The 11667-nt window shown below is 68.2% G+C and carries 10 protein-coding genes, 1 tRNA gene and 2 pseudogenes; 4 read left to right on the top strand and 9 right to left on the bottom strand.

What is annotated here, in order from left to right; genetic code table 11:
* The first annotated feature begins 377 nt into the window (after nucleotides 1–377).
* Both ADL03_RS47215 and ADL03_RS45580 read left to right on the top strand, forming a co-directional pair.
* Nucleotides 378–1397, top strand: coding sequence for a hypothetical protein (locus ADL03_RS47215; RefSeq protein WP_157528978.1), 1020 nt, complete (start codon nucleotides 378–380; stop codon nucleotides 1395–1397).
* Nucleotides 1398–1451: 54 nt separating this feature from the next.
* Nucleotides 1452–1708: pseudogene (locus ADL03_RS45580) on the top strand (IS701 family transposase); the annotation flags it as partial.
* On the opposite strand, the gene ADL03_RS48500 reads toward ADL03_RS45580, so the two are convergent.
* Nucleotides 1675–1854, bottom strand: a complete 180-nt coding sequence (locus tag ADL03_RS48500) for a hypothetical protein (protein WP_197288503.1) — start codon at nucleotides 1852–1854, stop codon at nucleotides 1675–1677. The pseudogene ADL03_RS45580 and the gene ADL03_RS48500 overlap by 34 nt on opposite strands.
* A gap of 221 nt (nucleotides 1855–2075) precedes the next feature.
* On the opposite strand from ADL03_RS48500, the pseudogene ADL03_RS48495 reads away from it, so the two are divergent.
* Nucleotides 2076–2564, top strand: a pseudogene (locus ADL03_RS48495) (transposase); the annotation flags it as partial.
* Nucleotides 2565–2784: 220 nt separating this feature from the next.
* Nucleotides 2785–4257 (top strand): hypothetical protein, encoded by a 1473-nt coding sequence (locus ADL03_RS20310; RefSeq protein ID WP_157528976.1) that lies wholly within the window; start codon nucleotides 2785–2787, stop codon nucleotides 4255–4257.
* Between the two features lie 703 nt (nucleotides 4258–4960).
* Here ADL03_RS20310 and ADL03_RS20305 read toward each other — a convergent pair.
* From ADL03_RS20305 to ADL03_RS20270, 8 genes are all read right to left on the bottom strand, one after another.
* Nucleotides 4961–5034, bottom strand: a tRNA-Pro gene (locus tag ADL03_RS20305).
* A 172-nt stretch (nucleotides 5035–5206) separates the two neighbouring features.
* Nucleotides 5207–6322, bottom strand: coding sequence for a sensor histidine kinase (locus ADL03_RS20300; protein ID WP_053735075.1), 1116 nt, complete (start codon nucleotides 6320–6322; stop codon nucleotides 5207–5209).
* Nucleotides 6319–6951: a response regulator transcription factor gene (locus ADL03_RS20295; RefSeq protein ID WP_053735115.1), complete on the bottom strand. Its 633-nt coding sequence runs from the start codon at nucleotides 6949–6951 to the stop codon at nucleotides 6319–6321. The genes ADL03_RS20300 and ADL03_RS20295 overlap by 4 nt, the downstream gene beginning before the upstream one ends.
* A 60-nt stretch (nucleotides 6952–7011) precedes the next feature.
* On the bottom strand, nucleotides 7012–8433 hold the full coding sequence (gene der / locus ADL03_RS20290) for a ribosome biogenesis GTPase Der (RefSeq protein WP_053735074.1): 1422 nt from the start codon (nucleotides 8431–8433) through the stop codon (nucleotides 7012–7014).
* Nucleotides 8430–9062: a 1-acyl-sn-glycerol-3-phosphate acyltransferase gene (locus ADL03_RS20285; RefSeq protein ID WP_053735073.1), complete on the bottom strand. Its 633-nt coding sequence runs from the start codon at nucleotides 9060–9062 to the stop codon at nucleotides 8430–8432. Before ADL03_RS20285 ends, der begins: the two co-directional genes overlap by 4 nt.
* Nucleotides 9059–9799, bottom strand: coding sequence for a (d)CMP kinase (cmk, locus tag ADL03_RS20280; RefSeq protein ID WP_157528996.1), 741 nt, complete (start codon nucleotides 9797–9799; stop codon nucleotides 9059–9061). The genes ADL03_RS20285 and cmk overlap by 4 nt, the downstream gene beginning before the upstream one ends.
* 101 nt (nucleotides 9800–9900) lie before the next feature.
* Entirely contained in the window at nucleotides 9901–10857 is a 957-nt protein-coding gene (locus tag ADL03_RS20275; RefSeq protein ID WP_053735072.1) for a 5'-methylthioadenosine/S-adenosylhomocysteine nucleosidase, read from the bottom strand.
* On the bottom strand, nucleotides 10854–11573 hold the full coding sequence (locus ADL03_RS20270; RefSeq protein ID WP_053735071.1) for an NUDIX domain-containing protein: 720 nt from the start codon (nucleotides 11571–11573) through the stop codon (nucleotides 10854–10856). Before ADL03_RS20270 ends, ADL03_RS20275 begins: the two co-directional genes overlap by 4 nt.
* Between the last annotated feature and the right edge of the window lie 94 nt (nucleotides 11574–11667).

Genomic DNA, 11667 nt, shown 5'->3' with positions numbered 1-11667 from the left:
CTGAAGACCGTGGTCTGACCGTGATGCACGGCGAACACAGCCGGACGCGGACACATTAGCCGAGCAGGTCACTGTGGTCCGGAGGCGTGAAGATCTCCCGTTCCGGCAGCGGTGATGGGCTGGGTCGCGAACGGTCCGGGCGAGGTGCGTGAGGTCAACCTGGGGTCGGCTCGGACAACAGCGAGGACCAACCCTTGGTCGAAGGCGAGATCGTCGAGTTCATTCCGGAGTGCGCGGTTGTCACGACGTTCAGCAAAGAAGCCTCGCGTATCACTGAACAAGCCGGCGGGAACAAGGATTCCACGTAACACCCTGAACGGAGGTCGGCAACATCACCGCGGAAGCATGGGAACCCGCGTGATCGATAATCGGATCCAATGAGAAAAACCCTTTCGGAACATCCATCGAAGAAGGCGGCATTGAATTCCTCTCGGTTCATTCCAATTGACCTTCCCTTTCAGTTCCGAGTGCACCCTGGCTATCTGGAGGTTGAGGAGCATGTTCGCGACTGGGCAATCCGGTCTCGACTCGTCGCCAACGAGAGAGCGGCTGATGGACTGGCCTGCACTCGATCAGGAGAGTTCTGCGCATACACTCATCCCGATGCCCCCATGAGAGAAGTGAAGCTGGCCGCAGAGGTATACGCTTGGTTTTACGTTGTCGATGACGAAAGCGAAGGGGTTCGACACAGCGGGGTTCGATACAGCGATGAGCAATCGTGGCGCGTTTTCGTCGACGGGGTCCGCGAGGTGCTCCGCCACGGAAGAACACCCGAAGCGCCAGCGAACACGACAACAGCCGAAATTTTGGCAAGCACATTGGATCAGATGTCGATGTCGGTTTCGTCGCACTGGCGAAATCGCTTCATCGAACACATTGTGGATACTCTCGACTCGGCCGGGCAGGAGCTTCACCTGAAGCACGAAGGCATCCCGCCTTCATTGGAAGACTATGTTCTTCTGCGCCGCAACACATCGGCAATCCTGCCATCTCTCGACCTTATCGAATTTTGTAACGGAGTAGAGCTTTCCCCTGAAACCTATTATTCCGACACTTATCAAGAAATCCTGTTGACAGCGGTGGACATGATCGCATGGACGAATGATCTCTACTCCTTGAACAAGGAGGAAGCCGGCGGGATGGTGACAAATCTGATCTTGGTGGTGGAGCACGAACACAAGCTCGACCGAAGTCGCGCGATCGACGAAGTGCGAGCCCTTATCGACAGCAAAGTAAAGAGGTTCCTGGAACTGCGGGAAAGTCTGTCCAGCAAGCAAGATACGCATGCATTCGAGCTGACCACGCAGGTGAGTGGACTGTGTGACTGGATCGCCGGATGCCAACAATGGCACCACAACGTCACCCATCGCTACCTTCCTCCTCCTGCCAGCGACTAATACTGCAACGGCACTTGCGTGCCCCGTGGTAGATCAAGTTGTGCGTGATAATCGATGTTGCTGTGGCGGAGCGTGCATGATCGGGCTGGTGGCCGGTTCGTCAGGTCGGAGCCGCGGTCTCGGGTGCGGGAGCATGTGCCGGGTCTGACTGCAGGGTTGGAGCGCAAGAACGGCTGGATGTTGGCCGCGCGGGCCGGTGAAGTGTCGTCGGACGGGATGCAGCGGTTGTTGCGGCGGCGGACTGGGATGTCGAGGGCGTCCGTGACGATCTGCGGGACTACGTCGCGGAAAATCTGGGCGCCCCGGACGGCTGCTGATCGTCGACGGCCGTCAGATCCTCACGCCGCTCAGCGGCCACGAGCAGGAAGGCCTGCTCGACGCCTGCACCGCGGGCCGCACAGACCTGCCCGCCGCGCAGGTGGCCGCGCTGCGCCGCGAACTGCACGACCTCGACCAACTGTCCCAACGCCTCGACGGACTCAGCGCCGCCGGCGGCCAACGCGTTCCCGGCACGCGCCTGGCCCCCGCCGGCCCCCCTCGGCGACCTCACCGTCACCGGCGTCGACAACACCCCCGATCCCGGCCCCCAGCCCGTCTTCGGATGGAACCCTGGGAACCCTCGGACTTCGAGAACTGCGCTCCGGACAGCTGCTGTTCGCCCGCCTCGCGCCGGTGACCCGCAGGCACAGCCCGGACACCGTGCTGATCGTGGTCGGCACACTGGTGCCCACCCACGACCGGAGCATCTCCGCCTCCAGCAAGAACTACCGCTATTCGGTGAACATGCAGGTCGTCATCGACGCCAACACCCGCCTGGTCGTCGCGGTCGGTTGCCCGGCGCCGGGCAACCGCAACGACTGCCGCGCCTACACCGACTCGCGCGTCGATCAGCAGTGCCGGGGCGCGAAGATGATGGCCGACGGCGGCTACCAGGGCAATCCCGAGGTGATCATGCCCTACCGCAAACCGCGCAAGGGACAACCGCCACTGCCGCAATGGAAAGAAGAACTCAACACCGTCCACAAGAGCGTCCGCGCACGAGTCGAGCACGCCCTGGCACACATGAAGTCCTGGAACATCCTGCGCAACTGCCGCCGCAAACGCGACGGCGTCTGGCACGCCACCCGCGGCGTCGCCCAGATGCGCAACCTGGCAATGACGGCCTGAGCGGTCACCGGCCGCAGGCAACACTGCTGTCGCCCGTCCCGCCAACACTCTTGATCATTACGGGACAACCTTTAGATGACTCGCCCTGCCCGACCATTCAATCCGCCGGGCCAGCCCCCGGTTCAAACGGCGAACACGTCATCGGCCAGAGCGACTCTCGGGCGGACTTCGCCACCGATGCGGAGGCAAACTGTCGGTGGCCCATGAGACGCTGCATACCGTGAAGCAAGCTGACCTCCTTGTAGGGAACGAGTACGCCTATCCGACGTACAAACCGTACGACGACGCGCCTGTAGCGGCACGTGTCCGCGTAGTCTCCGTGGACGGGCGCGGCAAGGTGACCGTGCAGGTAGTAGATCCAGGCGCGAAGCCTCCCAAGAACGCGTGGGGAGCCCGTCTGGTCAAGCGCAACGAGCAGCAACAGGTCGCCACGCGTGACATTGCATGCCCGTGGGAGGAATGGGCTGAGCGCGCCGCCTCCATCGGTGCTGAGCTGAAAACGCGGGTCGCGAAGCAACGATCGTGGTTCGACGAACTTGAGCAGAGCCGTGCCGATCGCGTGATCGTTGATGCCGGGCGTGTCTTGCCCGAGGAGTACGACGACGAGTTCACGAGAGCGGACACCGAAGAACGTGGCACGCTCACCACGGCCTACATCAAGGCACGCGGACTCGGCGAATTCGTCACTCTCGACGAGCTGCGGCCGCTGCTGGTGGATCTCCCGGTACCCGTGCTACGCGACATCCTCGCTTCCGACACACGCCGACAGTCCGGGACACCAGGCACCGTCGCGTCGGTATTCATACGGTCGGCAGAGCTCCTCGAAGTTGCTCGTATCGCGTCAATGGATCGGCACCGCAACGCAGGCACTGAGATCCCTCAACCCGGCGACCTGCTCGGGGAACACGAAGTGGCGTTCGTCAACACGATCCTCGAGGGCATCACCGCCTCTGGCGGTGAACTTCTACTACCCCCGGTGCCGACCTTGCCAGACTGGGTTGACGAAGACATGCGCACCATCGCGTCCTTGTTCGGCTGGCTGCGAGTGGCCGTGGCAGACACCAGCGGCGAAATGCTGCACTCACCAGGCTGCACTGTGGTGCGATCGCGCCCCGTTCTTCTCGTCGATCACGTGCCGTGGTGGCTGGTGATGCTCGAGAGCCCACGACGGCTGTGCAGCAAATGCGACGGCCCCGCAGTGCGCGACCTTGTTCCGATGGCCGGCTTCGTCGCCGCCGTAGACGTGTGGCATGCCCGCGGATGCGACCGGATCGAACAATGGCAGCAGGCTGCCTTTCAACGTCTGATCGCGGCGACCATGACCGCCCGCACTCAAGCACTGGAACCGGACATCACTCTCGCCTGGCGGATCACCGCGACCCTGGCGGAAGACCCACCTGGCCACGATGGCTGGGCAGCCTACGCTCTGATGACCGTCACGGCCTGGAACCGGCTCGACGAGGCGATCGATCGGCTGACACCCGTCCAGCAGGAAGCGGCGCGTGTGCTCGCTCGTGAGCGGCTGACCACGCTCGAGGCGGCGCTGCCGTCGTCGCAGCGGTTGTTGCCGTTGCCTCGGGCGGTCGACATCCAGGTGCTGCGTGAGCGGTACAGGGATCTCAAGCGACGTCACGAAAACACAGTGCCGCAACTGGATCGGCTCTTGTTCACCCTTCCAGGCGCGGACAGCTAGATTCCCGACGTTAACGAGCCGCCCGCCGCAGCATGGCGGACTCGGCTACCGGGTCGACATGTGGATCATCGACTACGTCAAGCTCGCTATCTGGATGCTAATGGTCGCGCGATCGCTGTAGCCGTGCAGGCGAACGGTGGGAGTAACAAAATTAAGTCCGACTAACGACGTTCTGTCCCAGAGGAGCTCCCTGGCGAGAGCGGGCAACGTGTCGACGTCACTCGTCGAACTTCAGGGTCATGCATCGACGGTGACCATTGCCGTACGCGTCATTCGATGCGCGGTCCGACTTGTGGAGGATGTGGAATGGCGTTGCGCGATGTCGTCGCGGTGGTTGGAGGCGCGGACCCGGACGGTCCACGAAACCCTGGGCATCGCGGGCGGCATCTCGCGGTCGGCGCCTTGATGATCGCGCGCCGGATGGGCCATCTACCTTGATCGCCGCAAGGCCGTGCCCCTTGGACAACGCCACCACACACGCCCATCACGGCCAGGAGGAACACCCGAACGGAGGACACGATTCGCTTTAGCCAACGCGACCCCATTTCACCCCGCGAAAACCGATTCTCCCAAAATCCTCCCAAACGCCGGGTTACCGTCCAGTACAGACCACTGTGGACAGTCTTGCCAAGATCGAAAAAAGTGCACGAAAAAGCCCGCCGACCTGGGCTTTCACCCAGAATCAGCGGGCTGATTCAGACCGTCGGGACGACAGGATTTGAACCTGCGACCCCTTGACCCCCAGTCAAGTGCGCTACCAAACTGCGCCACGTCCCGGCCACACTCCCGGTTCCCCGGCGTGCAGGAAGAATCCTACAACACCCTGAACAGAGATCAAAAACGGGCCCCCGCACCACCGGCTACCTGCGGAGATGTGGCGGGGACCCGAAGTTCGGGTCCCCGCGTCCCTCGGTCCGACCGATCCCCCGATCCTCGACCGACAGGAGAACTATGCGGTGGCGGGGTCGCGGGCGCCACCTCCGAAAGTCGAGTCTTGGTCTTCGACCTTCGGCGTACCGGGCGGTAGGACCGCGGTGACGCTGAAGCCGCCGTCTGCGCGGTAGGTGGTGGTGAGGGTGCCGCCGGCCAGGCGGACGCGTTCGGAGAGGCCGTGGAGGCCCGCGCCGCCGCCTTCGGGGTGAGCGGTGGGGAGGGGGCTGGGGCCGTTCACCACCGAGACGCGGACCGGGGAGGTGCGGTCGACGGTCACGGTCACGGGGGCGCCCGGGGCGTGTTTCGTCACGTTGGTCAGGGATTCCTGGACCACTCGGAACAAGGCTCGGGAGACGGCGGGGGTCATGGGGGCGTCGCCGGTTTCGGAGAGGGTGACGGAGATGCCGGCCACTCGGGCGCGGTCGACCAGCTCTTGCAGGGTGGGGTAGGTGGTGTCGGAGTTCAGCAGGCCCAGGGCGGTGCGCATTTCGGAGAGGGACTCTGTTGCCAGGGCGCGGAGGCGTAGTGCGGTTTCGCGGACGGACTCGGTGGGGGCGGTGGCGGCCAGGGCGGCGGATTCCACGGCTATCAGGGTGGCGTGGTGGCCTACGGCGTCGTGGATTTCGCGGGCGATGCGGGCGCGTTCTGCGGCTCGGGCGGAGGTTTCCTGGGCTTCCAGTTCTGCGTTGCGGGCGCGGCGGGCTTCGTGGAGGGAGCGGGTGAGGTCCTTGCGGGTGGTCACGAGGGCGCCTAGGGCGGTGGGGGCCGCGGAGAGGCCGAAGGCGAAGGCGGTGGCCAGGAGGAGGGGGCCGGGCGGGATGGTTTCGGTGAGCACGGTCGGGGTGATGGACGCGGCGGTCAGCAGGAGGACCCACAGGACCTGGACCGGGACGGACTTCTCCGTGCGGCCCAGGCGGTATTGAGCGACGAGTGCGGGGGCCCAGCCCAGGCTGCCGGCGACCGCGGGGACGCAGAGCAGGGAGGCCAGCCACGGCCAGCGCAGGCGCAGGGGTAACAGCAGGCAGGCGGCCACGGCGGTCCACAGCGACCACGGGAACGGGCGGTCCTGGGTGAGCAGGACGACGCCGGTGGTGAGGCCGACGGTCAGGAGCTCGCGCAGGAGCTGTTTCACCAGACACCGACCTGGTGGGCGACGAGGGCCGCCTGCACCCGGTTCTCGACGCCCAGTTTCGTCAGGACGGTGGAGACGTAGCTCTTCACCGTGGCCTCGGACAGGGAGAGCTCTGTGGCGATGGCGTGGTTCGAGCGGCCGCCGGCGAGCAGTTCGAGGACCTGGCGTTCGCGGGCGGAGAGGGAGTCGAGCTGGCGGTTCGCTCTGAAGCCGCGCAGGCGTGGGAGCAGGCGGGCGGTGATGCGCGGGTCCAGGACGGCGCCGCCGGCCGCCAGGTCGACGACGGCGCGGGCCAGGGCCTCGGGTTCGGCGTCCTTCAGCAGGAAGCCCTGGGCGCCCAGGTCCAGGGCCGTGGCCACGTAGTCGTCGAGGTCGAACGTCGTCAGCACGGCGATCGCGGGCGGGGTGGCCCACGAGCGCAGGCGGCGGACCGCCTCCAGGCCGTCGACGCCGGGCATCTGCACGTCGACCAGCACCACGTCGGGCAGGCACGCCAGCACCACGTCGACCAGTTCGGCGCCGTCGGCGGCCTCGCCGACCACCTCGATCCGCCCGTCGGCCTCCAGGAGGACTTTCAGGCCCCGCCGCAGCAGGGCCTCGTCGTCGGCAAGCACCACTCGTACGGCCACGAACCCAACCAACCGCACCCCATGCCAAAGAGCAACCGTCGTGTCACGGGGTGCAGCCGGTCACTTCTTGCCGGCGCCGGCCTTCTTCTTCTCGCGCACCCGCACGGAGATGCGGATCGGGCTGCCCTCGAAGCCGAACTCCTCACGCAGCCTGCGCTCGATGAACCGGCGGTAGCCGGCCTCGAGGAAACCGGTGGTGAACAGCACGAACGTCGGCGGGCGGGTCGAGGCCTGGGTCGCGAACAACACCTTGGGCTGCTTGCCGCCGCGGACCGGCGGCGGGGTCGCGGCGATCAGCTCGGTCAGCCACTGGTTGAGGCGGCCGGTCGGGACGCGGGTGTCCCACGAGTTGAGAGCGGTGCGCAGCGACGGCGCCAGCTTGTGCACGGCGCGGCCGGTCAGCGCGGAGATGTTGACGCGGTCCGCCCACGGGACGCGCACCAGGCCGCGTTCGAGCTCGCGGACCATCTCGTTGCGGCGGTCCTCGTCGACGAGGTCCCACTTGTTGAACGCCAGCACGCACGCGCGGCCGGACTCGACGACCATCGTCAGCACGCGGAGATCCTGTTCGGACAACGGTTCGTGCGCGTCCAGCAGCACGATCGCGACCTCGGCGGTCTCGATCGCGGACTTGGTGCGCAGCGAGGCGTAGTACTCGGCGCCGCTCTCGAACTTCACCCGCTTGCGCAGGCCGGCGGTGTCGACGAACCGCCAGATCTCGCCGTCGAGCTCCACCAGCGAGTCGACCGGGTCGACGGTGGTGCCGGCGACGGAGTCGACGACCGAGCGCTGTTCGCCGGTCAGGCGGTTGAGCAGCGACGACTTGCCGACGTTGGGCTTGCCGACCAGTGCGACGCGGCGCGGGCCGCCGCTGCGGGCGCCGAAGTCGTCACGCGGCGTCTCCGGCAGCTTCTGCAGGATGATGTCGAGCAGGTCGCCGGAGCCGCGGCCGTGCAGGCCCGACACCGGGAACGGCTCGCCCAGGCCCAGCGACCACAGCGAGGCGACGTCGGCCATCAGCCGGTCGTCGTCCACCTTGGACGCGCACAGGATCACCGGCTTCTTGGAGCGCCGCAGCACGCGCGCGACGGCCTCTTCCGTCGTCGTCGCGCCCACCGTCGCGTCCACGACCACGAGGATCACGTCCGCGGTCGCCATGGCGAGCTCGGCCTGCGCGGCGACGGAGGCCTGCAGGCCCACCGCGTCCGGCTCCCAGCCGCCCGTGTCGACCACGGTGAACTTGCGGCCGTTCCACAGCGCGTCGTAGGCGACCCGGTCGCGGGTCACGCCCGGCACGTCCTGCACCACGGCCTCCCGGCGGCCGATGATGCGGTTGACCAGCGTGGACTTGCCGACGTTCGGCCGTCCGACCACCGCGAGCACGGGCTGCGGCGGAGCGGCGTCCTCCTCACCGGAGCCGTCGAGGTCGTCGAAGGCTGACCAGTCGGCCTCGTCCTCCCAGGTGCCGTCCAGGTCCGTCATCGTCTTCCCTCACTCGCACGTTGTCCATCAAGTTCGGCGACCAGTGTCGCCAGGCGGTCGCGCACCTGCTCGGTGGCAACGCCCAAGGCCGCTCGCCCCTTCCCCTCGGGGAGGTGGAACGGCTCACCGATCAGCACGTCGACCCGCGGGCGCCAGCCCTTGGCCCGGTAGGTCCCCCGGCAGGCGACCGGCAGCACCACCGCGCCGGACGTCTTGGCCAGCCACGCCGCACCGTTCTGCGCGCTGGAGACGTCGCCCTCCCCGCGCGTGCCCTCGGGGAAGATCCCCACCACGCCACCCGCCTTGAGGACGGACAACGCGCTGGTCAACGCCGTGCGGTCGGCTCCGCTGCGGTTGACCGGGATCTGCCCGATCTTGCGCAGCAGGGTGCCGACGACGCCGGCGAACATCTCCTGCTTGATCAGGAACGTCACGCGCCGGGGCAGCACGCCGAACAGGATCGGCCCGTCGGACATCGAGCTGTGGTTGGCGACGACGACCACGCCGCCGCTCAAGGGTACGCGGTCGCGGCCGCGCACTCGAAGCCGGAACTGCCACGCGAAGGGCACGCGCCCGATCCAGCGGCCGAGGTCGAACAGCCAGGGCACCGTGCCCTCGGGGTGGGTCACCCGGTCACCCTCAGCCCGCGCCGCTCCACCAGGTCCAGCAACGCGCCCACGGTGCCCGCGAGGTCGAGGTCGGTGTTGTCGACCTCGACGGCGTCGTCGGCCTGCCTCAACGGCGAGACGGCGCGCGAGGAGTCGTAGTCGTCCCTGCGCCGCACGTCCTTCAGCACGGCGTCCACAGTGGACTGGCGGCCGGCCGCGTTGTCCTGCTTGGTCCGCCGCTGCGCCCGCGCGTCCGCCGACGCCGTCAGGTACACCTTGAGCGGCGCGTCCGGTGACACGACCGTGCCGATGTCACGGCCCTCGACGACGATGCCGCCGACGTTGTCCACGGCGTCCGCGATGATCGCCCGCTGCTGGGCGACGAGCAGCTCGCGCACGTGCCTGGCCGCCGACACCGGCGACACGGCCAGCGTCACCTCGGGCCCGCGGATCTCGGCCGACACGTCGTCGCCGTCGAGCGTGATGCCCGGCTGCCGCGGGTCGGTGCCGACGACGAGCCGCGCGCCGTCCGCGACCCCGGCGACCGCGGCCTCGTCGGCCGGGTCCACGCCGGCGCGCAGCACGGCCACCGTGACCGCCCGGTACATCGAGCCGGTGTCGAGGTAGCGCGCGTCCAGCGCCATCGCGAGGCGCTTCGCGACGGTGGACTTGCCGGTGCCCGACGGTCCGTCGAGTGCCACCACGCCGCGCAACTGACCCTGGCCCACCACAGCTCCCTCCGAGACACCCACGGCCATCATTGTGCCTGGTGCGAAGGCTCACACCGGCAGCGGGACGGTCCAGGCCCGTGATCAGCCCGGGGCGCCCGCGGCCCAGCGGGTCCGGGCAGGCGGCCCGGCTACCTGCCCTCCAGCTGCCGGCGCAGCTCCGGGTGCCCGGACAGCAGGTCGCGGACCACGCCGCGCGGGGCGGGGTCGGACGGACGGGCCTTCATCTCGTGCAACGCCAGCATGACGCGGAAGTACGTCGACTCGTCGAGCAGGCCGGCCTTGGCCGCGGCGGTGAGGGCGGTGTCCAGGTCGGGCTCGGCGGGCGCGGCGGCGCCGTGGTTGTGCACGCCGCCGTGGATGCTGCCAGCCTGGATGACGACGCCGTGGCTGTCGCCGTGGTGGACGTTGTGGACCACGGTGCGCTCCTTCTGCGGGCGGCTGCCGGGTTCCGCGGGCAGTTCCGCGACCAGGGCGGCCACGAAGGCGGCGGCCGGGGCGGGGGTGCCGATGGAACGGACGGTCAGGACGGGGGTGGCGTCGTTGAGGTGGGCGGCACCGGCGGCGCCGGCGCTCTCGGTGTCGACGGCCGCGGCGTCGTTGTAGTTGGCGTCCAGCACGGCGGCGGTGGAGGAGCCGGGGCCGAGCAGGAGCTCGCCCGCGGCGATCGGGGCGAAGTGGACCTGCGCCGAGAACGAGCGCGCGACCCGGCGGGCCTGCTGCTCCAGGCGGTACGGGGCCGGCCAGGCGTCGGGGCGGGCCTTGAACCCCTCGGCGTCCTCGCGGCCGCCGTGGTAGCCGTAGACCTTGGTGGCCACGACGACGTCGCCGGGTTCGACCCACGAGTGCAACGCGCCCGCCTCGCCGACGAAGAACGCCGAGGACGGGGAGAACTCGCCGATCGCGCGTTCGGTCAGGGTGGCCGCCGAGCTGTTCCCCTTGCCCACCAGCGCGAGCGCGACCGGGCGGCCGGCCACCTCGCCCACGTCGTACAGGGTGCCGGCCGGGCCCTCGTGCACTCGTGGACCGGACAACAGGGCACGGACCGATCCGTGCGCGGCCTCGGTGGCCGTCAGGACGACGATCATGCGGTCACCTCCAGGGACCCTCGGGAACGCAGCAGCGCCGGGTGCAGCAACGCGGCGGGGCCGCGGCGGTAGAGCAGGGCGGGTCGGCCGCCGTTGCGGATCGTCTTCTCGCCCGTGGGCACGAGGAACCCGTCCGCTCCGGTGACCTTGCGGTGGAAGTTGCGGGGTTCGAGCTGCTCGCCCCACACGATCTCGTAGACCCGCCGCAGCTCGGTGACGGTGAACTCGGCCGGGCAGAACGCGGTGGCCAGGGTCGTGTACTCCAGCTTCGACCGGGTGCGTTCGAGCGCGTCGGAGATGATCCGGGCGTGGTCGAACGCCAGCGGGCCGGACAGCGCCGCCCGCACCGGCACCCACCGCGCCACGTCGGCGTCTCCCCCGGCGACCGGGACCGGCAGGTTCGGCAGCACCGCGAGGTAGCACACGGTGATGACGCGCCGCCGGGGGTCGCGGTCGGGGGTGCCGTAGGTCCGCAGCTGCTCCAGGTGCAGCTCGTCGGCGGCTAAACCGGTCTCCTCCGCGAGCTCTCTCCTGGCCGCCTTCTCGATGTCCTCCCCCGCGGACGCGAGGAAGCCGCCCGGCAGCGCCAGCGCGCCCCGGAACGGCTCAATCCCCCGCTCCACCAGCAGGATCTGCAGCTGCTCCGCGCGGACGGTGAGCACTGCGAGGTCGACGGCCACCGCGACATCCGGGATCGTCCACTCCTCCTCGGTCATCCCACGAGACTAACCCACTATCCGTCATGTTGACGGAAACTCCTCCCGTCGGTTACGGTCTGGGACTCGGCCCAAACGATCCGGAGCCACACAA

Source organism: Nocardia sp. NRRL S-836, assembly GCF_001279525.1.
GTDB lineage: Bacteria > Actinomycetota > Actinomycetes > Mycobacteriales > Pseudonocardiaceae > Lentzea.
The sequence above is the reverse complement of the archived record's forward strand: the minus strand, read 5'-3'. Positions and strand labels throughout refer to the sequence as shown.